Source organism: Moraxella sp. I5G (assembly GCF_055193055.1).
Genome location: NZ_JBUXLH010000003.1, coordinates 111,453 through 133,859, shown reverse-complemented (window position 1 = coordinate 133,859; position 22,407 = coordinate 111,453). Strand labels below are relative to the sequence as shown.

Here is a 22,407-nt window from a genome sequence, read left to right as displayed (position 1 = left end):
TATTGGTATTTTCTGGTGAAAATAGCTTGTAAGTTTATTAAAAAATTCTTATAATTCCCTAAACTTGTTGTTATTTTAAACCCAAAGTGTGCATTAGGCATTGATACGCCACTATGATTAGACCTGCCAGACCAAACCATCAAAAAATGATTTTTTTGGCGCAGCGTCGTCAAATTTGGGTTGTGTTTGTGGTGATTTTAATCAGTATGTTACTGGTTGGTATGACTTCTAACATTACTAAAGGATTAGCATCTGGATTGGTGATTGCCTATTTTGCCCAATCTTTTTTTACTTTTGTTGCTTATCATAAAACAGGAATTAGGGCACGAAAACAGGTCGTTTTATACATGTATCTTGGACAGATGTTAAAATGGCTAGTTACACTCATCGGATTTGCGTTGGTTTTTATTATGATAAAACCAATAAATGCACTGGCAGTTTTTGTAGGCTATGGGCTGCTACAGTTTAGTTATATTATAACTATTTGGCGTTTAAAATTTTAATCACAGTTATTTTTACCTACTTTGGTAAAAATTCTGCAAGAAAAAATAATAATTTTACTTTACTTATTGGCTTTGGTGCAATAAAATACACCAAGTTATGCCTACGTTTTTTGGCTAGGTTTTTTTAAGAAAACCCAATTACAAAATTAGAATGTAGTGTCAAAAAACATAGAATGTTTATTGGGTTATCCATAAAACGTATAAAAAATATTGTGTTGTGAAATATTGTTATTGTAAAAAGGAAGTTTACGACAAATAACCACAGATGTGGCTTTGACGTATTTTATTAGTTTTCTTTTAATTAAAGAGCTTATTATGGCAGCTGAACAATCATCTTCAGATTATATTCAACACCATTTAACCAACTGGACTTTTGGTAAGTTGCCAGATGGAAGCTGGGCTGTTGCGCATACCGCAGAAGAAGCATCTAGTATGGGTTTTAATGCCATACACTTGGATTCTATGCTTTGGTCTGTGGGCTTGGGTATTATCTTTTGTGCTTTATTTTGGGCGGTTGCTCGAAAAGCAACCTCGGGTGTACCAACCAAGTTACAAGCCGTTATTGAATTGATTGTTGAGTTTGTGGATAATAGTGTTCGCGAGTCTTATAACGGCACATCAAAACTAATTGCACCATTGTCTTTGACAATTTTTGTGTGGATTTTTTTGATGAACTTAATGGATTTAATGCCTATTGATTTTATTCCTGGACTTGCTCAACTTATTGGTGGAGCAATGGGACATGACCCGCATCATGTATATATGAAGATTGTACCAAGTACTGATCCAAATGTTACTTTGGGTATGGCATTTTGTGTATTTTTATTAATTATTGGTTTTGGTCTAAAATACAAGGGTGTTGGTGGTTTTATTGCAGAGTTTACTTTGCATCCATTTAGTGCAAAAAACCCAATATTGCAAGCTATTTTAATCCCTGTCAATTTAATCCTTGAAACAGTAACATTGATTGCAAAACCAATTTCGCTTGGTCTGCGTTTGTTTGGTAACATGTACGCAGGTGAGCTTATCTTTATTTTGATTGCTTTGATGCCATTCTGGGTTCAATGGGTGCTGTCTGTGCCTTGGGCAATCTTCCATATTTTGGTTATTACACTTCAGGCGTTCGTGTTTATGATGTTGACGATTGTTTACTTATCATTAATTTCGCAAACATCAGAACATTAACATTTTAACTTTAGACTCTTTTTCAATCCTTAAATATAGGTCATAGGAGACATCATGGATCCAGTTATCGTTCAGTACACGCTACTTGCAGTTGCTTTACTTATCGGTTTGGGCGCACTTGCTACAGGCATCGGTTTTGCTATCTTGGGTGGAAAATTCTTAGAAAGTACCGCTCGTCAGCCAGAACTTGGTTCACAACTTCAAACTAAAATGTTTATTGTGGCAGGTCTACTAGATGCTGTACCAATGATTGGTGTTGGTATTGCTATGTTGTTATTGTTCGCCAATCCATTTGCAGGCTAAGACTGTCAGTTTAGTGCCCGTTTTTCTGTGTTGGCGTGTCTTGGTTGTGTCTGACACAGAAATTGGCTATCACCTGACTTTCACTAATACTTGAGGTGATTGGATGAACATTAATTCGACTATTATCGGTCAGGCAATTGCATTTGCAATTTTTGTTTGGTTTTGCATGAAGTTTGTATGGCCACCTTTAATTGGTGCAATTAATGAGCGTCAGCGTAAAATCGAAGAAGGTTTGAATGCCGCCGAAAAAGCAAAAGCGGACTTAGCATCTGCTGAAAAACAAGCAGAGGCAGAATTTGCCAAAGCAAAAACAGAAGCAGCTTCCATTATTGAGCGTGCAAATAAAACTGCCAACCAAATGATTGAAGATGCTAAAGAACAAGCTCGTTTGGAAGGTGAGCGTATTATTTCGGCTGCCCATACTGCAATTGAGCAAGAAGTTGCCCAAACTCGCGAACAATTACGTTTGCAGGTGGCAAACTTAGCTGTACTTGGGGCAGAAAAGATTTTGCAAGACAAAATTGACGAACAAAAACACGCCAATATGCTAGAACAGTTGGCGGCGAAGCTGTAATTAGAGGACATCATGGCTGAATTATCTACCTTGGCAAGACCTTATGCAAAAGCAGCATTTGAGTATGCTAAAGAGCACAATGCAATCAATGAATGGGAAGATTTTCTGTCAGCTGCCAGCAGTATTGTTGTCAATGAAGAATTTGCTTCACTGCTGAACAATCCAGCCATTTCAGCGACACAAAAAGCAACCATTTTGATGGATATTTATCAATCCCACATTTCTATGGGTTCTATTTTAGCCAAATCGCTAAATTATGTTGCTTCACACGGGGTGGATGTGAGTGGTGTCGCGCAGGCGTTGTCAGGCATCAATAAGCCATCAGTAGCTTTGAGTAATTTTACCACTCAATTATCAGAACATGATAGACTGGTATTGTTACCTGAAATCTATGCTCATTACAGCAAGTTAAAGTCACAAGAGCTAAAACAGGTTGACGCTTATATTACTTCAGCCTATCCACTAACAGATGCCCAGCGCAAAGATTTGCAACAACGTTTGGCAATATCCACAAATTCTATTGTGATTCTACATGAAGCGGTGGATCCTGAGCTATTGGGTGGAGCAACTATCAAAGTGGGCGATAAGTTTACTGATGGCTCAGTGCGTGGAAAGTTACAACAATTAAAGAATCAGCTTTCTGCTTAAGCAGGGCTGTCTAAATTTAAAGGAAATAAGGCAATGGTGCAAAATTTGAATCCCGCTGAAATCAGTAATCTGATTAAACAGCGCATTCAAGACCTTGACGTAGGCGCAACTGCAAAAACTGAAGGCGTTATCGTCAGTGTCTCTGATGGTATTGTGCAAATTCATGGCTTAGAAGAAGCTATGTATGGTGAGATGATTGAGTTTGAAGGTGGTGTCTATGGTATGGCACTCAACTTAGAGCAAGATTCTGTTGGTGCTGTAGTATTGGGTGATTACTTACCTTTGCAAGAAGGACAAAAAGCCTATTGCACAGGACGCATTTTAGAAGTTCCGATTGGTCCTGAACTGCTTGGACGTGTAGTTGACGCACTTGGTAACCCAATTGATGGCAAAGGTCCAATCAATGCTAAATTAACTGACAAGGTTGAAAAAATTGCCCCTGGCGTTATTGCTCGTCAGTCTGTTGATGAGCCTGTCATGACAGGTTATAAAGCAGTTGATACCATGATTCCAATTGGTCGTGGTCAGCGTGAACTTATCATTGGTGACCGTCAAACCGGTAAAACCGCACTTGCTATTGATGCCATCATTGCCCAAAAAGATTCAGGCATCAAATGTATTTATGTTGCCATTGGTCAAAAGCGTTCCACCATTGCTAACGTGGTGCGTAAATTGGAAGAAACGGGAGCCTTGGCTTACACAACTGTAGTGGTTGCATCAGCTTCAGAACCTGCAGCTCTTCAATACATTGCTCCATATTCTGGCTGTACTATGGGTGAATATTTCCGCGACCGTGGTGAAGATGCTTTAATCATTTATGATGATTTATCCAAACAGGCCGTTGCTTATCGCCAAATCTCTCTATTGTTACGCCGTCCACCAGGGCGTGAAGCTTATCCTGGCGATGTATTCTATTTGCATTCTCGTTTGCTTGAACGTGCGTCTCGTGTTAATGCCGATTATGTTGAGGCCTTTACAGGTGGGCAAGTAAAAGGCAAGACAGGCTCATTGACAGCATTGCCAATTATTGAAACTCAAGCTGGTGACGTGTCAGCATTCGTACCAACCAACGTAATTTCTATTACAGATGGTCAGATTTTCCTTGAGTCAAACCTATTTAACTCAGGTATTCGTCCAGCGGTAAACGCAGGTATTTCGGTGTCTCGTGTTGGTGGCGCGGCTCAAACTAAAATTATCAAGAAGCTATCAGGTGGCATCCGTACAGCGTTAGCCCAATATCGTGAACTAGCGGCATTTGCTCAGTTTGCATCAGACCTTGATGATGCAACCAAACAGCAACTGGAGCATGGGCAACGTGTTACTGAACTTATGAAACAAAAACAGTATGCGCCAATGTCTATTGCTGATCAGGCAGCAGTTATTTATGCTTCAAACGAAGGCTATCTAACAGATGTGGCTGTTGAAAAGATTGGTGCGTTTGAAGATGCATTGTTGCGTTATTTGCGCAATGAGCATGCTGCATTGATGACAGAAATTGATGAAACGGCAAATTACAACGACGATATTGAAGGTCGTTTAAAATCTGCAATCCAGAGTTTTAAATCATCACACAGCTACTAATTTGGCAGTTATGGTGTATACATATACACCATAAATTCTGTATAAATTCAGTATTGGAATAGTTATGGCAAGCCTAAAAGAAATACGTGCAAAAGTAACCAGCATCAAAAGCACCCAAAAAATTACCCGTGCGATGCAAATGGTTGCTGCCAGTAAAATGCGCCGTGCACAAGAACGTATGGAGATGGGTCGCCCTTATGCCGAAAGTATGCACCGTGTGGTTTCTCACTTGGTGCAAGCGCAATCGGATTATAAGCACCCATACATGGTCAGTCGTCCTGTAAATCGTGTTGGTTTTATTGTGGTGACATCAGACCGTGGTTTGGCGGGTGGTTTAAATATTAACTTATTTAAAAACCTGTTAAAATCCGTGAAGAAATATCAAGAACAATCCGTTGAAATTGAGTTTGCGGCTATTGGTTCAAAAGGTGTTAGTTTTTTTAGAACGTTTGGCGGAAAAGTTAGTTCAGCTTTAACGGATTATGGCGATAGCCCTAGTTATGAGCAGCTAAGTGGACCTGTTCAGACGATGTTGGAAGATTATAAAGTAGGACGTCTTGATCGTATTTACTTGGTTTACAACCAATTTGTGAACGCGATGACACAAAAACCTTCTTTAATTCAATTGGTACCTTTGCCAGAAGGTAAGTTGGATAATCAGGATACATCACATGGCTGGGATTATATATATGAGCCAGACACCAAGTCTTTAATTGATAGCCTGATGGTGCGTTATATTGAATCCATTGTTTATCAAGCTGTACTTGAAAACATTGCGTCAGAGCAATCCGCTCGTATGGTGGCAATGAAAGCAGCGACCGATAACGCAGGTAACTTAATTAAAGAATTACAGTTGGTTTATAACAAGTTGCGTCAGGCGGCGATTACTCAGGAGATTTCAGAAATCGTTGGCGGTGCGGCTGCTGTCTCTTAATATTATTGAGGTAGGGAATTGATGTCAAAAGTGAACCCTGGTTTTGTTGCTCCCTTATTTTGTGCATTACTCATGACCGGTTGCGTAACGTCTGGGAATGTTGCTATGAAAGAGCAGACCCAACAAAGTATTGATAGCGCCATTCAAAAAGGTAAGACAACTAAGCAGGAAGTAACTCAAAAGTTTGGCTCAGCGGATGCGGTATCTTTTACAGATAGTGGTAATGAAGTTTGGACATACCGACATTCAAAATCCAAACCTATGGCAAGAAATTTTATCCCATATAACTTCTTTTCTTTAGGGGACAATACTAAAACTAAAGAATTGGTTATTTTATTTGATACTAAAGGTGTGGTGACAAATTACACTTTTAGAGAGACTGCTAATCAATCTAAATATGGTGTGATGCAGTAAATCTTAATTGGAGAATGTAATGAGTGGCGGTCGTATTGTACAAATTATTGGTGCGGTAATTGACGTTGAATTTAATCGTGGTCAAGTACCACAAATTTTTGACGCTTTAAGCGTTGATGGTACTGAAACAACTTTAGAAGTACAGCAACAATTAGGTGATGGCGTTGTACGTACCATTGCCATGGGTTCAACTGAAGGTCTGAAACGCGGGTTGCCTGTTTCAAATACTGGCGCGCCAATTTCTGTTCCCGTAGGGCAAGCAACTTTGGGTCGTATCATGGACGTACTAGGTCGCCCAATTGATGAGGCAGGTCCTGTAAATGCTGCTGAGAAATGGTCTATCCACCGTGAAGCACCAAGTTATGATGAGCAATCAAACTCAACTGAACTTTTAGAAACAGGTATTAAAGTTATTGATTTGCTTTGTCCATTTGCAAAAGGTGGTAAAGTTGGTCTGTTTGGTGGTGCCGGTGTTGGTAAGACTGTAAATATGATGGAATTGATTAACAACATCGCCTTAAAACATTCTGGTTTATCTGTATTTGCGGGTGTTGGTGAGCGTACTCGTGAGGGTAACGATTTCTATCATGAGATGCAAGAAGCTGGCGTTGTTAATACAGAAGATTTTAGCAAATCAAAAGTGGCTATGGTTTATGGTCAGATGAATGAACCACCAGGAAACCGTTTACGTGTTGCCCTAACTGGTTTGACAATGGCTGAATATTTCCGTGATGAAAAAGACGAAACCACTGGCAAGGGTCGTGACGTGTTGTTGTTTGTAGATAACATTTATCGTTATACTTTGGCAGGTACCGAAGTGTCAGCACTGCTTGGACGTATGCCATCAGCGGTAGGTTATCAGCCAACACTGGCAGAAGAAATGGGCTTATTGCAAGAGCGTATTACTTCTACCCAATCAGGCTCAATTACTTCGGTTCAAGCTGTTTATGTGCCTGCGGATGACTTAACTGACCCATCACCAGCAACCACTTTTGCTCACTTGGATGCAACAGTTGTATTAAGTCGTGATATTGCTTCACAAGGTATTTATCCTGCGGTAGACCCTTTGGATTCCACCTCCCGTCAGCTAGATCCACAGGTAATTGGTGAAGAGCATTATAATGTTGCTCGTGGTGTACAAGAAGTGTTACAGCGCTATAAAGAATTAAAAGATATTATTGCCATTTTGGGTATGGATGAATTGTCTGAAGAAGATAAAATGGTTGTTTATCGCGCACGTAAAATCCAACGTTTCCTATCACAACCATTCCACGTAGCTGAAGTATTTACAGGGGCTCCAGGTAAATATGTGGCGCTGCGTGATACCATTGCTGGCTTTAAATCAATTATTGAAGGTGAATACGACCATCTTCCAGAGCAAGCCTTCTATATGGTTGGCGGTATTGATGAAGTTGTGGCAAAAGCTGAAAAATTAAAAGCTGCTTAATTGATGTTTTGTTATAATTAATTAGGTGCTTTATAGAGCATGGGGATTTGTGGATTTTTAAGTACAAAAATTTCTCAAGTCCCCTTTGTCGTAAATATTATTAGACATCATTTTGGTGGTATAATATACGAGCGATACTCTATGAATTCAAAACATTAGGAGTATGATATGGCAAATTTTAAATGCCGCGTTGTCAGTGCAAGAGAGGAATTGTACGCTGGCGATATTCATGTGCTGGTAGCCATGGGCGTTGATGGTGAGTTGGGTATTTTGGCAGGACACACTCCGCTAATTACACTGCTAAAACCAGGTGCAATGCACCTAAAAGCTGCTGACGGCAAAGAGGAAATTATTTATATCCAAGGTGGTGTTTTGGAGGTTCAGCCCCATGGAGTAACCGTGCTTGCTGATTCTGCTGAAAGAGCTCATGATTTGGATGAAGCTAGAATCTTGGAAGCTCGCCGTCAAGCTGAACAAATGCTTGCCAACCAAAACAGCAACGTTCAAACCAACGTGGCACTATTAGCATTGGCAGAATCTTTAGCACAATTACGAACTATTGAAAAATTAAGAAATCGTGCAAACATTAATTAGCTGATTGTTGAGGAAAGGTATGGTAACAAACCTAGCAGAAAGAGATGATATTCCGCGCATCTTGATTGTTGAAGACGACGAGCGTTTAGCAACACTGACTCAAGATTACCTAAGACGCAATGGCTTAGATGTAGCGATTGAAACAGATGGCACTCGCGCCATTCGTCGCATCATTAGTGAGCAACCCGACTTAGTTGTACTTGATGTTATGCTGCCAGGCAGCGATGGTTTAACGGTGTGTCGTGAGGTGCGCCCGCAGTATCATAATCCAATTTTGATGCTTACTGCTCGTACCGAGGATATGGACCAGGTCCTTGGACTTGAAATGGGTGCCGATGATTATGTTGCCAAACCTGCTCAGCCTCGTGTGTTATTGGCGCGTATTCGGGCGTTGTTGCGTCGTTCCGAGGCAACGCCTAGTCATGAATCTCCACAACGCCTTGAGTTTGGCGAGCTGGTAATTGATAATGGCGGACGCTCTGTAACTTTAAATGATAAAGTGGTGGATTTTACCAGTGCTGAGTATGATTTGTTGTGGCTTTTGGCGTCAAATGCAGGTCGTATTTTATCGCGAGAAGATATTTTTGAGCGTTTGCGCGGTATAGAATATGACGGTCAGGACCGCTCCATTGATGTGCGTATCTCGCGCATTCGCCCAAAAATTGGCGATGACCCAGAAAATCCAAAACGCATTAAAACCGTGCGTAGCAAAGGTTATTTGTTTGTTAAAGATGGTAATTAATTTTGGATTTATCAAACAAAAGCTGGCTTCGAGCTGGCTTTTGTTTTCGTATAGGTTTGGGGTATGACGTTGTTTTCTTTTGCTGAACGCAGCATCTTTTTTCGTATTTATTCAGGACTGCTACTGATTTGTTTGGTAGTGGCGTTTATTGCATATTTACTGATTGAAACCATTAACCAAGAACGCATTCAATCGTATCGTGAAAATATTGCAACAGGGGCTTTTTATCTAACGAGTCAGAGTTTGGCTGCCCAAAAATCACCTCAAGAACGTGAAACCTGGCTGAAAAATACCAGTGGATTGTTTGGCTCCCCTTTCACCATTACTTCGGTGGAAAGTGTGGGATTTAAAGCAAGAGAGCTAAAGCGCCTCAGTGAGGAACGAGCGGTAGTTCGTTATAACGCACAAACCAATGAATCATGGGTTTATTATCGTATCGGCGATGAAAATAACGTATTATCGACTAAAATTGCTCGTTTAAGTGAACGAGAAGTACGGGCAATCATGCTATTTTTATTCCAAGATTTGTCTAATTACCCCAGTTTTGATACTAAACGTGGACGGCTTGATTTTTTAAGTAAAAAATTTGGTTATCCAGTTACTTTGGAAACTTTGCCAAGTCTTGGACTTGATGATGAGCAGCTTGCTAAATTAAATCGCCAAGAACCAGTGATTTTATTTAAAGACAGTGTGGTTACACAAGACCCCAACGTTTCACTGGTAGTAAAATCTGAAATTGATAATTTGGCAATCGTTGCAGGTCCTATTGCTTTATTTAATTACTTTCCACTTAATTTGATTGTTAGCATGATTTTGATTTCTTTGCTGCTGATTAGTGTGGGAGTTTATGGACTGATTTTCCCATTGCAAAGACGGCTTCAGCTTTTGCAAATGGGTGTCGATAGAGTTACTAAAGGTGAATTGGATACCAGCGTTCAGGTAGTTGGTAGTGATGATGTGGCACGACTGTCATCAGCATTTAATGTGATGACCAAACACATCAAACGTTTAATTCAGTCTCAACGTGAGCTTACTCGTGCTGTCTCCCATGAGCTAAGAACACCCGTTGCCAGAATTCGCTTTGCGGTGGATATGTTGGCTGATGATGATGATTATGAATCTCGACAAATCCAAAAAGAATACATTGATGGAGATATTGAAGCGTTAAATGAGTTGATTGATGAAATTTTAACTTACGCCAAATTAGAGGAAGGCTCACCAAGCATGGACTGGCAGATGGTTGAGCTCAAAGAGTTGCTTGAGCAAATTGAGAAAGAAACCAATGCGCTGGGCAAACCAATTAAAGTTCAAATTAACCCACCAAGTGCAAAAACTTTAGCAATGGCGGATAGACGTTATTTGCATCGAGTGGTGCAAAATTTGGCAGGTAATGCTTTGCGTTATGCTAGTAGCACCATTGTCATCAGCGCTGGTGTTCATAAAAATATGGCATTTGTAAGTGTTGAAGATGATGGGCAAGGTATTCCAGAAGCGGATCGCGAAAAAGTATTTATTCCGTTTGCGCGCCTTGATGACAGTCGTACCCGAGCATCGGGAGGTTATGGTTTGGGACTTTCTATCGTAAGTCGCATTGCATTTTGGTTTAATGGTAATATGAGCGTAGATGAAAGCCCAACTTTGCATGGCGCCAGATTTATCATGCAATGGCCTGTTAAACAGCTAGGTATTGCTATTGCTGCTGATGAATTTACCCAAGAAATTGCTGATAAAAAACACTGATTGTTTTTTCGATTAATAATTATGCAATTATACCAATTAGGTAACATTTATAACCATTTAGGTAATCAATGTTACTTAATTGACCATTACTCTATGTTTTTGGTCAATAAATATGTTACCATAAGGGTGTGAGCAGTCATTGTTGATAGTTTAAGTTGCTGTATTTAGTTGATAGGTTGGGATGGTTATGCCTTATATTTTTAGTTTTTTGGTTGTGGCAAATGTTGCACTGTTGGGCTATTTGATGCTTGCTCCAAAATCAGAACCCAAGGCTTTAGTTGATGCGAAAAAAAGTCTGCAAGCCCCTGTACCCTTTGAAAATTCAACCAATAAACTTCCTCCAGAAATTGGTAAAAAGTAACTGCCTATGATGCTTTCTAAACTTCTTCAGTGTTATTTTTAATATTTTGTGATTTTAGAGGGATTTTAACCCAAATTTGCAAACCACCATCAGGGTGGTTTTTTACGGACACTTCCCCTTGGTGTAGGCGAGAAATTCGCTCAACAATCGCCAGTCCAAGACCGCTACCTTGAGTGGTTCGTGCCATCTCTCCGCGCTCAAATGGCTGCATGATGCGCTCAAGCTCACTATCAGCAACACCGTTACCTTCATCACGCACCCCTAAAAGCAGTGTTGGAAATGATATTTCATTAGGGTTTGATGTTTCGTCAGCAGGTAAGATGCGCGCATTTAAATGAATTGGCTGGTTGCCATAACGTAGGGCGTTATTAACAAGATTAACAATCAGGCGTTTAATGGATAACGGTCTGACAGCGACATCTTGAATAACTTCATTGTGATAAATAAAATGTGTATCCCCAAATTGCACCATAATTTCATGAAAAATGCTTTCTAGGTTAGTTAGTCGAACTGCTTCATCAGAGCCATCTTTCATAAAAGAAATAAACTGTTCTAAAATTGCATCCATATCCTCAATGTCATAAACTAGCCCTTCACGAAAAAATTCATCAGGTAGCATTTCAGCCGTTAAACGCATTCGTGTCAAAGGTGTGCGCAGGTCATGCGAAATACCAGCAAGCATAATGGTGCGTTCTTTATGGGCTTGACTGAGTGTAGTAAATAGCCGATTAAAGGCGGTGTTCACTTTGCGAATCTCGTTAGAGCCTTTATTGGTAGGTAAGGTTGTGGCATGACCTAGATTGATGTAATCAGTTGCAGTGCGCTCAAGGCGTTTTAAAGGGCGATTTAGTCGGCGAACAATAATTAAAATTGTTAAGATGGTTAAAATTGGCAGTCCAACTAAAAATCCTGCCAATACTCCTGTACTGTATTGCGAATAATGCCGCATAGGTTCGCGAAACCAAACATCTGGATATCGCTGGTCTTGTATCCAAAGATGGGGAGTGGGTTTGAATTTAAAATACACTTGCACATTGCTGCCAACTTGATTGGTAAGCTCCCTGGCAAAAATTTTAGTAAAAAACCCAGCAATGACTTTATCGCTAACCTCTGGAAATTCATCTTTATTTTTAATGATTTCCATATGACTGTGCTGATGAATCCATTGTAAAGTTTTTGGGTCGTTGGAAAATTTGGTATTGGCTTTGTCAAAAATTTCCAATTCGCTGGCCAAATAGTGAGCGTGGGTTTTAATTTCGGGTAAATATAAACTTCGCCAAAAGAGCCAAACGGAAAGACCAACGCTAACAAATACAATAAAAATAATCATGACAACGGTGTGCCATGTGTTGGAGTTTAAACTGTAACGAAATTTTAATAGCCAAAAATGAAGTAATTTTTTCATAAACCCAACCCCAAAAAAGTGAGGTTATTGTAGCATAATTAAGAAAAATGCACCGTAGTGTTTATACTTAATAAGATAGTGTATTGATGGATTGTTTGGATTTGATGTTAATAACCCATTAAACTCATTTTACTTTACTAAAATTTTTTGTTATAATTGGCACTTTAGTTCTGGTTTTGCCATCGGCTCATCCTCAAATTCGGCAACCAGCATCAATGTAGGGCATCCGCCCTGATACTCTTGCACTTTATTTTAGATTTTTACAAAAAAGAGAGTTAAAAAATGGTTGTTATTCGTTTAGCCCGCGGTGGTTCAAAAAAACGTCCTTTTTATCAAGTTGTTGTTGCTGACAAACGTGCTGCCCGTGATGGTCGCCATATCGAAAAAATCGGTTTTTTCAATCCATTGGCACGTGGTCAAGAAGTTAAGTTCCGCATTGATTTAGATGCTTATGCTGCTTGGATTGCAAAAGGCGCACAACCGTCTGAGCGCGTTGCAGATTTGGTTAAATCACAAAACGCCTAAGTTTTTGATGATAAAAGTCGGTTTGTGGGTTTCACAAGCCGATTTTTTTATTGAGATTTTAATGACAAATGATAGTTATGAATAAACCATTATCACAATCTAAAGAACAAAATTTAATTCAAATTGCCACTTTAAAAAAACCTTATGGAATCAAAGGTTGGCTTTGGGTGTTTAGCCATATGGATAATCACACTGATATTTTTGCCTTAAAAAATTGGCAAATGAAAACTGCCACTGGGTTTAAACCTTTAACTGTAACCAATTGGCGTCAGCAAGGCTCAGGACTGGTTGCAAGTTTTAAAGAAATTGCTGATAGAAATATCGCTGAAACGATGAATGGCGTCAGTATTTGGGTAGATAAAACAAGTTTACCTGCCTTGGCAGAAGATGAATATTATTGGTCAGATTTGGAAGGCTTAACAGTCATCAATCAGCAAGGTGAAAATTTGGGCGTGATTGATGTAATGTTTGAAACAGGGGCGCATGAGATTATGGATGTAAAGCCTACAAAAGATAGTATTGATAATGAGAAACGCCTAATTCCTTGGCATACAGATACTGTGTTGAATGTGGATTTGGAAGCTGCTAAGATACTGGTTGTGTGGGAAAAAGATTATTAATTGTTGATAAATAATAGGGTGTTTATGTTTTTTGTGGTTATTAGCATCATGCCACAGATGTTTTCTGCAGTAACAGATTTTGGAATTACTGCCAAAGCTATTCACAATAATCATGCAGTCATACATCTTATTAATCCTAGAGATTTTACAACGGATAATTATCGGCGTATTGATGAACGTCCTTTTGGAGGCGGTCCGGGCATGGTAATGATGGCAGAACCGCTAAAAAAAGCCATTTTGACCGCCAAATCACTCGCTAATGATTATTTTTTGGCTCAGCAAAAAGATTTAGCTAAAGTGGTTTGCCCTGTTATTTATCTATCACCACAAGGAAAAACCTTATCTGAATCCTTGGTTGTGGATATGGCAAATAAATTTGATGGGGCAATTTTATTGTGTGGACGTTATGAAGGAATAGACCAAAGGATTCTTGACTGTTATGTGGATATGGAAATTTCCATTGGTGATTATGTTTTGACTGGCGGTGAGCTGCCCGCAATGGTGCTGATGGATAGTCTAATACGCCGTTTACCTGATGTGATGAATCAAAATTCCGCCATTGAAGATAGTTTTGTGGACGGACTTTTGGATTGCCCACATTTTACCAAGCCGCTTAGTTTTGATGGTCAAAATGTCCCTGATGTTTTATTGTCTGGTCATCATAAAAATATTGCCAAATGGCGATTTTTGCAGCAAGTTAAACATACTCAAGCCAAGCGCCCTGATTTATGGGAACAATTTAGTCCAACTAAAGAACAATTAAAATGGTTAAAAGACTTATAAAATTACTTGTATTTTTTTAGGTTTATAATTAAAATATAACCCTTTATCTAAGTGGTTTAGATAGCAGGTTTATCCTGTTAATTGTATGATGATATGCGACCTTTTAACCACTTTAAAAAGGTAGATAGCCTATGTCATTTATTGGAGATATTTTGTGAGTAATAAACATCCTTTAGTTCAATTGGTTGAAAATGCCCAATTAAAACAACATCCATCTTTTGCCCCAGGTGATACCGTTGTGGTGCAAGTAAAAGTTCGTGAGGGCGACCGTGAGCGTTTACAGGCTTTTGAAGGTGTTGTGATTGCTAAACGTAATCGTGGTTTAAACTCATCCTTCACCGTGCGTAAGATTTCAAGTGGTGTTGGTGTTGAACGTGCTTTCCAACTTCATTCACCTATCATTGACAGCATCAGCGTTAAACGTCGTGGTGATGTACGTCGTGCCAAACTTTACTATTTGCGTGAGCGTTCTGGCAAATCAGCTCGTATCCGTGAGAAGTTGGGTGCGAAAAAAGACGCAGAATAAATACTCGTCTGACGCCAAATCATATAAGTCTTTGCCATCTGGCGAAGACTTATTTTTTGCTTTTTAAAATCCAATCAATGTTATAATTTGTGTAATTTTTATCAACATTTGCTTTATCATGCGCCTAAAGTCTTTAAAATTAGCAGGGTTTAAATCGTTCGCCAACCCAACAACATTTACGTTTAAACACAACATTACTGCTATTGTTGGGCCAAATGGCTGCGGTAAGTCTAATATCATTGATGCGGTTCGTTGGGTTTTAGGAGAAACATCAGCAAAACAACTTCGCGGCACAGCAATGAGCGATGTAATTTTTTCAGGCGCTGACGGACGCAGTGGTAAATCGTTGGCGAGTGTTGATTTGACTTTTGAACATACTCAGGATGAAAAGGCAGGAATTTGCCATGCTTTAAATTTATATCATGAATTGACTTTAAGACGACAAATCACCAAAGAAGGTAAATCGGATTATTTTATCAATGGGGAAAAAGTACGCCGTCGCGATGTGATTGATGTATTTTTAGGGACGGGGCTTGGTTCTAAAAGTTATGCAGTGATTGAGCAGGGTATGATAGGGCGAATTGTGGACAGTACACCCGAGGAACTTCGAGCATTTATTGAAGAAGCTGCGGGCGTCTCACGTTACCAAGCACGTCGAGAAGAAACTCAAAAACAATTGTTGCAGGCTAGTCAAAATTTAGATAGATTACAAGATTTGCAAGGTGAATTAAAAAAACAGCAATCTGTACTACAGCAGCAAGCCAAATCAGCCAAAACTTATCAAGAATTGAGTCAAAAATTAGATAAACTGCTTTGGCAAGAAGGATTAAAAAAGATTTTTGAAACTTGGCAATTGGTGGAAGAAAAAAAACAGCTTCAGACAATCATCCAAAAAACTGTAAACGATTGCCAAACTAAGATTTTACAATCAAAGCAGCAAATTGATGAGAATACATTGCAAATAAACCAGCTTTTAGCTCAAAAAGATAAAGCCAAAGATACATATCATGATGTGAGTTTATCCGCCCAAACTCTCAGTCATCAATATCAAGAACTTATTCAAACCATCAAGAAAAACCAGCTAAGAATCACGCAATTAAAGCAGCGACAAGAAAACACTCGAGTGCAAATTACAAAACAGCTGAATGTGCAACAGGTTTATGAGCAAGATTTGGTTGCACTAACGCCAAAACTTCAAAAGTTGATTGAAAAATTGCAGAATGCCCAAAAACAATTTGATGACCATAAAATTGGTTATCAAAAAGCAAAAAACCATCTAAATCAATTGTTTAATGAAAAACAGATTTTACAAAATGCCAAAAATATTGCTCAGAACACTCAAAAACAAACCAATATTAGACTGGATAAATGGTCAAAAAAATATCAAAACTTACAGCGCGAACAGCAAAATCACGTTAAAAAATACGCCGATTTTGATGCTGATGAACTGAATTTATTAAAGAATTCACAAATTGGACTACAAAAAGAGCTTGAAACACTAACAAGAACAGAAACTGACAAAGAACGATTGCAGCAAACAAAACAGCGACATGTTCAGTTACAGCAAGAAATTTATGAACTTGAAAAGCAGCAAATTTCATTACAAAGTGAGCAAATTGCAATCAATCAGTGGATAAACGACCAAAAAACTCACGTTCAGAAAGTAAATGTTGCAACTTCTAAAGAACCAGTTTGGACAACATTGAAACAGAGCATCGTTTTAACCAAAAAAGGCGAGCAATACGCCGATATTTTGGATAAATTTTTGCAAATTTGGCTTGATTCGGCAATTTGTGATGATTTGATGACAATGCTGGATAAAAACGGCGTACATCTTACTTTCAATAATAGTCATCCAACATCATTTTTATTTAAAAAGCAATTGAGTGTGAAGAAAAATTGGCATGATACAAACGGGCTAGTTGCTTTAGATGAACTGATACAAGCACCACAATTGGATTTATTTCATTATGTTTTTTTGTTGAAAAACCACGATGTCAATTTGCAAGATATTGCTCAAATGTATCAGCATCATTTTCAACAAGGTATGATGATTTTTACACCAACAGGCTGGCTTATTGGCGTATTTGGAATTCTGCATGTCAGTCACTTTCAAGTTATTAATGATGAGTTTTTATCCAAACAAATTCATCACCGTCAGCGTTTAGAGCAAATACAAAATTGTCTTGATGGTTTACAAAATAAATTAATGGATAAAAAATCAGCGTTTATTGAAATTGTAGATAAACTGCATGTTTTGGAGCAGCAACAAAAAACTCATGAACAGACGGTTGCTAGTACAACCAAAGAGCTGCATCTCGTCAAGGAAAAAATTACTCATTTAACCCTAAAAATGCAGCAAAAAATGCTCCATGAAGAAAATTTTGTTAAAAATAACGCTGTATTAGAGGATGAAAAACAAGAATTAGATAAAGAATTGAGCGAGTTGGCAGGTGAGCTTTTGACCATCCAAGAGCAATGGGATGTTTTAAATCCCAAGCTTCAGCAAGCTCAATATGAGTTAAAAGATTTTAATAAAATTGATGGCGATTTGACAGATAAAATTAAACAAATTAACGCCGAAATTAATCAACTCAAACTAAATCAGCAAAGCTGGCAACAACAAAAAATACATGCTGAACATTTGATTTTGTTTGCCCAAAAATCAGCCAAAGAAGATGAAAACGAACTTCAGGTTCTGACAAAAGAGCAAGAAAAAAATCAAACGGATTTACCCAAAGTCAAAGAGCGGCTTGATGAAACTGTGGTTATGGTGGAAGCATTAAAACAGCGTACTGATGATATTGATAAACAGCTTCTTGAACTGGAAAATCAGACCTCTGATGAAGAGATGCATCTAAAAAATCATCAAGAGCTTTTTACTAAAGTATGTCAAAATTATACAGATATTAATACTCAAATTGCTGTAACTACCAGCCGTTTAACGGATTTATCAGAACAAATGCGACAAAAAAATGCTCAGTTTGATTTAAATGTACAATTGGCTGATTTTGCAAAAATTCCTCCTAATTTTAATGAATTGGATAAAAAAATTGATGCATTAAAGCAAAAAATTACCCAGTTAGGCGCGGTTAATTTAACAGCTTTGACACAACTGCAAGAGCTTGATGAGCAAATTTTGCCCATGCAGCAGCAAATTGATGATGTGCATCAAAGTATGATAACCCTAAAAGAAGCTATTTTAACCATTGATAAAAAAACTAAAACGCTATTTTTACAAATGTTGGATGCTGTGAATCAGCGGCTAAATGAACTGTTTGTTAAAATATTTGAAGGCGGTCAGGCAAGTTTGGCGTTATTGGATGATGAAACATTATCCAAAACCGACAAATGGCGAGCAGGACTTGTGCTGATGGCACAGCCTAAGGGCAAGAAAAACTCTCGCCTTGCTGTATTATCAGGCGGTGAAAAAACCTTGACGGCACTTAGTCTAGTTTTTGCGATTTTTAAGCAGCATCCCGCCCCTTTTTGCTTGTTAGATGAGGTAGACGCGCCACTTGATGACGCCAACGTTGGACGTTTTACCAGTTTGATTCATGAATTATCTGCTGATGTGCAATTTATTTTTATCAGTCACAATAAACTTGCCATGCAAGCAGCTGATGAACTCAAAGGCGTTACTATGCCACAAGCGGGCATTTCTCAGTTAGTTACAGTGAATTTACAAGAAGCACAGCAATATCTAGATGTATAAATTAACACAACTTACATACTAAATCTTTTAGCATTGGCGATTGATGCTGGCTTGAAAAATATATGCAAATTCACCGTTTTTGCCAATATATCGCCAATGCCAAGATTCTTCGGATACGCCACTCCATTCTGAATAATCTTGAGTAAATGTCTGTTCAAAGCCAAATTTTTCAGCATTTTTAAGAAGCCAGCGGTAAGCAGAAGAACGGTCAAAAGTGCTGTCAATTGAGTTGAAATCAACTGCTAACCCTGTGTGATGTTCAGAATATCCAGCAGGTGATGAAATATGATAAACATCATAAGGTTTTTGGGTTTTTAGTTTGTGTTCAATAATTTGTTTTTGGCGATTGACACTTCTAAAAATAGAATTGGGTTTTAAAGTAACCCCATCTTTTTTTGCAGCTTTTATCATTTCATCCAAAGCAGGTTTGGCTTGTTTATGAATAAGATATTTACGATGATTTTTTACGCCATAACCGCTCCAAACCAAATCTTCTTTTTTGGTTTCAGCATATTTAAAATGCTTAATACCAACCTGATAGGCTTGGGGATGGCATTCACCAAAATCATCATTGTTAAGTTTTTCATCCAAATCTTTGCTGTCTGCATCTTTTGATGATTGTTCTTGTGTGTTTTTTAATGATTTTTCCAGCAAATCAATAATTTTATTTTTAATAAAAGTTTGTGTATCAATATCATTATTAAGGTTGTTGTGATTGGTTTTTTCTTCAATTGTGGATGCTAGCTCACGGTTTTTTGCCAAACCAATCTTGGTTGTCCATGGTGCATTATGATGTAAAGATATAATATCTTCATTAGGCTGCAGTGTTTTGACTGTTACATTTTGATTTTCAAGAATTTGAGAATTTGCCATGGTGTAATGGCTTAATGACAAAGTTCCAATTAATACTGTATATTTTAAATACGTTTGAATAAAATCTTTCATAAAAATAAATTAAATTAAAACAAAAAATGACCATAAAGGTCAATTTTTGTATAAAAAAAGAACATAAAAAATAAATGGGTTAATTGGTCATTTTAAAAACATTAATGATTGCTCAAATAGCCTGCCTCTTCACTTTTGGTAAATGTTGGGTGGCAAGCATCTTTGATGTTAGCGCGTAAAACCAAATAGCCCAAAATGCCAGAAATAAGCGACCCCAAAATAATGCCTAATCGAGGGTCAAAACCATCTCTATCACTACCAAAGGCTAATCCACTTACAAATAATGACATGGTAAAGCCAATGCCACATAACAAAGATACGCCATAAACTTGCATCATGGTTGTACCTTTGGGCAAACTGGCAAGTTTTAATTTGATAAAAATAAGCAGTGGAATCATCACTCCCAACTGCTTACCAATTAAAAGCCCAACCCCAATTCCCAAAGGTACACTATGAAATAAACTGTCTAAACTGGCTCCAGCCAAAGAAATACCCGCATTGGCAAACGCAAATAATGGCAAAATACCAAAAGCAACGGTATTATGAAGGTCGTGTTCAAGTTCTTCTAGTGGTGAATGTTCAGGGTCTTTGGTGTTTTTTAGTGGGATAAAAAACGCCAATAACACGCCTGCAAGTGTTGCATGAACACCTGACTTTAACATCGCCGCCCATAAAATCAACCCAATTAATAAATAAGGAGTTAGTCGTACAGTATTCATGCGATTTAATAAAAATAAAAGTGGCAAACAAACGGCTGCAATCCCTAAAGACACCCAAGATAATTCTGAAGTATAAAATAGTGCAATGATAATAATGGCACCCAAATCGTCAAAAATAGCAATGGATACCAAAAATACTTTTAAAGAGTTGGGAACTTTATTACCTAAAAGACTTAAAACGCCAATGGCAAAAGCGATATCAGTGGCGGTGGGAATTGCCCAACCTTTCATCAAATTAGGGTCGTGATGATTAAAAACAGTGTAAGCTAACGCTGGAGTAATCATGCCGCCAATAGCACATAAAGCAGGTAAAATAATTTGTTTGATGTCTGATAATTCACCAATTAGAGTTTCACGTTTTAACTCCAGTCCCACCAAAAAGAAAAATATTGCCATAAGACCATCATTAATCCAGTGGTGAGCATCTTTATCAATACTAAACTGACCGATTTGCACTGAAACAGGAGCATGAATAAATGCGTGGTATAAATCGTGCAGTGGTGAATTGGCAACTATCATAGCAAGTACGGCTGCAAGGGCAAGAACAATGCCACCTGCAGCCTCCAACTCAAAAAAGGCTTTGATACGAGCAATAGACATGATATCTCCTTTTTGGTTAATGGGTTCATTAGTTACTTTAAAAATATATCACAAAAACTAATAACCCTAAAGGCTTTTTATGATTTATTTGGTAAAAAAATCGTTAAAGCCAATTTTATGACAAAACTTTACAGTATAATAGGGCGCTTATTTTTTCAATTGAATGTGGAATTATATAATGACAACAGATAATCATCATGATTTATCAACCATTCAACCTTTGCCCAAAGCCAAAATTTTGATTGGTATAACGGGCGGAATTGCATGTTATAAAATTGCATTTTTGGTACGACTTTTGATAAAAAATGGAGCAGATGTACGAGTGATGATGACCAAAGCGGCTTGTGAGTTTATCACTCCTTTAACCATGCAGGCTTTGAGCACCCATCAGGTACATACTGAGCTTTTAGATGAATCAGCAGAGCTTGGCATGGGGCATATTGAGCTGGCAAAGTGGGCAGATTTGGTAGTGATTGCTCCGCTATCTGCCAATACGCTTGCTAAATTGGCTAATGGAATAGCGGATAACCTTTTAACAACGGTATGCCTTGCGACAACTGCTCCAATTATTGTAGCGCCTGCAATGAATCAAGCAATGTGGGCAAACAGCATCACTCAATATAATCTAAAAAAACTCATTGAGTTTGGTTTTGATGTGATAAATCCAGATAGTGGCGAGCAGGCGTGTGGTGATGTAGGCGCTGGACGTTTGCCAGAGCCTGAATATTTGTGTGAATATATTGAACAAAAACTTGCTAAAAAATCTACGCCACAAACTTTAACGGGAAAAACAGTAGTAATTACCGCAGGTGCAACCTTAGAGCCTATTGACCCTATTCGTTTTTTGTCTAATTATTCATCAGGAAAAATGGGTTTTGCAGTTGCCAAAGCGTGTCAAAATGCAGGAGCAAATGTTATTTTAGTGTGTGGCAAAAAAGTCAATTTGCCAACACCAATAGGCATTCAGCGAATGATTGTTGGTAGTGCTGATGAAATGCTTAGTTGCTGCCAAAAAATTTTTGACGCTCAAAAGGTGGATATTTTTATTGCCAGTGCTGCCGTTGCCGATTATAAAATGGCAACCATCGCCCCTCACAAACTTAAAAAAACCCAAGATGTGGCAGGTTTGACTTTGGAGCTGATTAAAAACCCAGATATTTTAGCCCATATTGCTCAAACGCACCCAAAAACTCTAGCGGTTGGTTTTGCTGCTGAAACCCAAGACACGCAAAATTACGCTAAAGCCAAGTTAATCGCTAAAAATCTAGATATGATAGCATGCAATGATGTATCGGATAAACAAATTGGTTTTGGTAGTGATGATAATGCAATGAGTGTATTTTTTGCTGAAAAATATCACAAAGAAGCTAAAAACTTAACCAAAGCCCCAAAGCTTGAAATTGCTAAACAGCTGGTAACTTGCATCAGTGAGCTTTTGGCAATAAATGAGCAATAAATCTTTGATGTTTGTAAATGATTTGTCAATACAACTTGTGTTTGTAGTTTTGTAGATTGGTTTTGCAGAACATTTGTTTTATAATAG

At 38.3% G+C, this 22,407-nt stretch carries 22 protein-coding genes; 19 read left to right on the top strand and 3 right to left on the bottom strand.

What is annotated here, in order from left to right:
• Positions 1–113: 113 nt before the first annotated feature.
• From ACZBKJ_RS02805 to ACZBKJ_RS02745, 13 genes are all read left to right on the top strand, one after another.
• Positions 114–503: an ATP synthase subunit I gene (locus ACZBKJ_RS02805; protein ID WP_463199400.1), complete on the top strand. Its 390-nt coding sequence runs from the start codon at positions 114–116 to the stop codon at positions 501–503.
• Between the two features lie 315 nt (positions 504–818).
• Positions 819–1,688: a F0F1 ATP synthase subunit A gene (atpB, locus tag ACZBKJ_RS02800; protein ID WP_463199399.1), complete on the top strand. Its 870-nt coding sequence runs from the start codon at positions 819–821 to the stop codon at positions 1,686–1,688.
• Between the two features lie 54 nt (positions 1,689–1,742).
• A complete protein-coding gene (gene atpE, locus ACZBKJ_RS02795; protein ID WP_463199398.1) occupies positions 1,743–1,991 on the top strand; it encodes a F0F1 ATP synthase subunit C in 249 nt (82 codons plus the stop codon).
• A gap of 103 nt (positions 1,992–2,094) precedes the next feature.
• Positions 2,095–2,565 carry a F0F1 ATP synthase subunit B gene (locus tag ACZBKJ_RS02790; protein ID WP_463199397.1) on the top strand — a complete coding sequence of 157 codons (471 nt, stop codon included), beginning with the start codon at positions 2,095–2,097 and terminating at the stop codon, positions 2,563–2,565.
• Positions 2,566–2,577: 12 nt separating this feature from the next.
• On the top strand, positions 2,578–3,213 hold the full coding sequence (locus ACZBKJ_RS02785) for a F0F1 ATP synthase subunit delta (protein ID WP_463199396.1): 636 nt from the start codon (positions 2,578–2,580) through the stop codon (positions 3,211–3,213).
• 36 nt (positions 3,214–3,249) lie between these two features.
• On the top strand, positions 3,250–4,794 hold the full coding sequence (gene atpA / locus ACZBKJ_RS02780; protein WP_463199438.1) for a F0F1 ATP synthase subunit alpha: 1,545 nt from the start codon (positions 3,250–3,252) through the stop codon (positions 4,792–4,794).
• Positions 4,795–4,858: 64 nt separating this feature from the next.
• Positions 4,859–5,728: a F0F1 ATP synthase subunit gamma gene (gene atpG, locus ACZBKJ_RS02775; RefSeq protein WP_463199395.1), complete on the top strand. Its 870-nt coding sequence runs from the start codon at positions 4,859–4,861 to the stop codon at positions 5,726–5,728.
• Positions 5,729–5,833: 105 nt separating this feature from the next.
• Positions 5,834–6,142, top strand: coding sequence for a hypothetical protein (locus ACZBKJ_RS02770; protein WP_463199394.1), 309 nt, complete (start codon positions 5,834–5,836; stop codon positions 6,140–6,142).
• A 19-nt stretch (positions 6,143–6,161) separates the two neighbouring features.
• Positions 6,162–7,589 carry a F0F1 ATP synthase subunit beta gene (gene atpD / locus ACZBKJ_RS02765; RefSeq protein WP_463199393.1) on the top strand — a complete coding sequence of 476 codons (1,428 nt, stop codon included), beginning with the start codon at positions 6,162–6,164 and terminating at the stop codon, positions 7,587–7,589.
• 168 nt (positions 7,590–7,757) lie between these two features.
• Positions 7,758–8,183: a F0F1 ATP synthase subunit epsilon gene (locus tag ACZBKJ_RS02760; RefSeq protein ID WP_463199392.1), complete on the top strand. Its 426-nt coding sequence runs from the start codon at positions 7,758–7,760 to the stop codon at positions 8,181–8,183.
• A 19-nt stretch (positions 8,184–8,202) separates the two neighbouring features.
• Positions 8,203–8,925 carry a response regulator gene (locus ACZBKJ_RS02755; protein ID WP_463199391.1) on the top strand — a complete coding sequence of 241 codons (723 nt, stop codon included), beginning with the start codon at positions 8,203–8,205 and terminating at the stop codon, positions 8,923–8,925.
• 63 nt (positions 8,926–8,988) lie between these two features.
• Positions 8,989–10,665, top strand: a complete 1,677-nt coding sequence (locus ACZBKJ_RS02750; protein WP_463199390.1) for an ATP-binding protein — start codon at positions 8,989–8,991, stop codon at positions 10,663–10,665.
• A gap of 187 nt (positions 10,666–10,852) precedes the next feature.
• On the top strand, positions 10,853–11,026 hold the full coding sequence (locus ACZBKJ_RS02745; RefSeq protein WP_463199389.1) for a hypothetical protein: 174 nt from the start codon (positions 10,853–10,855) through the stop codon (positions 11,024–11,026).
• 16 nt (positions 11,027–11,042) lie between these two features.
• On the opposite strand, the gene ACZBKJ_RS02740 is transcribed toward ACZBKJ_RS02745, so the two are convergent.
• Positions 11,043–12,431, bottom strand: a complete 1,389-nt coding sequence (locus tag ACZBKJ_RS02740; protein ID WP_463199388.1) for an ATP-binding protein — start codon at positions 12,429–12,431, stop codon at positions 11,043–11,045.
• 282 nt (positions 12,432–12,713) lie between these two features.
• On the opposite strand from ACZBKJ_RS02740, the gene rpsP reads away from it, so the two are divergent.
• The 5 genes from rpsP (at position 12,714) to smc (ending at position 18,600) form a co-directional block, all read left to right on the top strand.
• Positions 12,714–12,956, top strand: a complete 243-nt coding sequence (gene rpsP / locus ACZBKJ_RS02735; protein ID WP_463199387.1) for a 30S ribosomal protein S16 — start codon at positions 12,714–12,716, stop codon at positions 12,954–12,956.
• 77 nt (positions 12,957–13,033) lie between these two features.
• Positions 13,034–13,576 (top strand): ribosome maturation factor RimM, encoded by a 543-nt coding sequence (gene rimM / locus ACZBKJ_RS02730; protein ID WP_463199386.1) that lies wholly within the window; start codon positions 13,034–13,036, stop codon positions 13,574–13,576.
• A gap of 24 nt (positions 13,577–13,600) precedes the next feature.
• Positions 13,601–14,359, top strand: coding sequence for a tRNA (guanosine(37)-N1)-methyltransferase TrmD (trmD, locus tag ACZBKJ_RS02725; RefSeq protein ID WP_463199385.1), 759 nt, complete (start codon positions 13,601–13,603; stop codon positions 14,357–14,359).
• A 154-nt stretch (positions 14,360–14,513) separates the two neighbouring features.
• Positions 14,514–14,885: a 50S ribosomal protein L19 gene (rplS, locus tag ACZBKJ_RS02720; protein WP_463199384.1), complete on the top strand. Its 372-nt coding sequence runs from the start codon at positions 14,514–14,516 to the stop codon at positions 14,883–14,885.
• Between the two features lie 118 nt (positions 14,886–15,003).
• On the top strand, positions 15,004–18,600 hold the full coding sequence (gene smc, locus ACZBKJ_RS02715; protein ID WP_463199383.1) for a chromosome segregation protein SMC: 3,597 nt from the start codon (positions 15,004–15,006) through the stop codon (positions 18,598–18,600).
• Positions 18,601–18,627: 27 nt separating this feature from the next.
• On the opposite strand, the gene ACZBKJ_RS02710 is transcribed toward smc, so the two are convergent.
• A complete protein-coding gene (locus ACZBKJ_RS02710; protein ID WP_463199382.1) occupies positions 18,628–19,473 on the bottom strand; it encodes a M15 family metallopeptidase in 846 nt (281 codons plus the stop codon).
• 173 nt (positions 19,474–19,646) lie between these two features.
• Positions 19,647–20,864: a Na+/H+ antiporter NhaA gene (gene nhaA, locus ACZBKJ_RS02705; RefSeq protein WP_463199381.1), complete on the bottom strand. Its 1,218-nt coding sequence runs from the start codon at positions 20,862–20,864 to the stop codon at positions 19,647–19,649.
• A 178-nt stretch (positions 20,865–21,042) separates the two neighbouring features.
• Here nhaA and coaBC point away from each other — a divergent pair, with 178 nt between their 5' ends.
• Positions 21,043–22,320 (top strand): bifunctional phosphopantothenoylcysteine decarboxylase/phosphopantothenate--cysteine ligase CoaBC, encoded by a 1,278-nt coding sequence (gene coaBC / locus ACZBKJ_RS02700; protein WP_463199380.1) that lies wholly within the window; start codon positions 21,043–21,045, stop codon positions 22,318–22,320.
• Positions 22,321–22,407: the final 87 nt, after the last annotated feature.

Excerpts from the sequence above, each read along its gene's own strand:
- ACZBKJ_RS02805 (WP_463199400.1), top strand. The coding sequence starts at position 114 with ATGATTAGACCTGCCAGACCAAACCATCAAAAAATGATTTTTTTGGCG.
- atpB (WP_463199399.1), top strand. The coding sequence starts at position 819 with ATGGCAGCTGAACAATCATCTTCAGATTATATTCAACACCATTTAACC.
- atpE (WP_463199398.1), top strand. The coding sequence starts at position 1,743 with ATGGATCCAGTTATCGTTCAGTACACGCTACTTGCAGTTGCTTTACTT.
- ACZBKJ_RS02790 (WP_463199397.1), top strand. The coding sequence starts at position 2,095 with ATGAACATTAATTCGACTATTATCGGTCAGGCAATTGCATTTGCAATT.
- ACZBKJ_RS02785 (WP_463199396.1), top strand. The coding sequence starts at position 2,578 with ATGGCTGAATTATCTACCTTGGCAAGACCTTATGCAAAAGCAGCATTT.
- atpG (WP_463199395.1), top strand. The coding sequence starts at position 4,859 with ATGGCAAGCCTAAAAGAAATACGTGCAAAAGTAACCAGCATCAAAAGC.
- ACZBKJ_RS02770 (WP_463199394.1), top strand. The coding sequence starts at position 5,834 with ATGAAAGAGCAGACCCAACAAAGTATTGATAGCGCCATTCAAAAAGGT.
- atpD (WP_463199393.1), top strand. The coding sequence starts at position 6,162 with ATGAGTGGCGGTCGTATTGTACAAATTATTGGTGCGGTAATTGACGTT.
- ACZBKJ_RS02760 (WP_463199392.1), top strand. The coding sequence starts at position 7,758 with ATGGCAAATTTTAAATGCCGCGTTGTCAGTGCAAGAGAGGAATTGTAC.
- ACZBKJ_RS02755 (WP_463199391.1), top strand. The coding sequence starts at position 8,203 with ATGGTAACAAACCTAGCAGAAAGAGATGATATTCCGCGCATCTTGATT.
- ACZBKJ_RS02750 (WP_463199390.1), top strand. The coding sequence starts at position 8,989 with ATGACGTTGTTTTCTTTTGCTGAACGCAGCATCTTTTTTCGTATTTAT.
- ACZBKJ_RS02745 (WP_463199389.1), top strand. The coding sequence starts at position 10,853 with ATGCCTTATATTTTTAGTTTTTTGGTTGTGGCAAATGTTGCACTGTTG.
- ACZBKJ_RS02740 (WP_463199388.1), bottom strand. The coding sequence starts at position 12,431 with ATGAAAAAATTACTTCATTTTTGGCTATTAAAATTTCGTTACAGTTTA.
- rpsP (WP_463199387.1), top strand. The coding sequence starts at position 12,714 with ATGGTTGTTATTCGTTTAGCCCGCGGTGGTTCAAAAAAACGTCCTTTT.
- rimM (WP_463199386.1), top strand. The coding sequence starts at position 13,034 with ATGAATAAACCATTATCACAATCTAAAGAACAAAATTTAATTCAAATT.
- trmD (WP_463199385.1), top strand. The coding sequence starts at position 13,601 with ATGTTTTTTGTGGTTATTAGCATCATGCCACAGATGTTTTCTGCAGTA.
- smc (WP_463199383.1), top strand. The coding sequence starts at position 15,004 with ATGCGCCTAAAGTCTTTAAAATTAGCAGGGTTTAAATCGTTCGCCAAC.
- ACZBKJ_RS02710 (WP_463199382.1), bottom strand. The coding sequence starts at position 19,473 with ATGGCAAATTCTCAAATTCTTGAAAATCAAAATGTAACAGTCAAAACA.
- nhaA (WP_463199381.1), bottom strand. The coding sequence starts at position 20,864 with ATGTCTATTGCTCGTATCAAAGCCTTTTTTGAGTTGGAGGCTGCAGGT.
- coaBC (WP_463199380.1), top strand. The coding sequence starts at position 21,043 with ATGACAACAGATAATCATCATGATTTATCAACCATTCAACCTTTGCCC.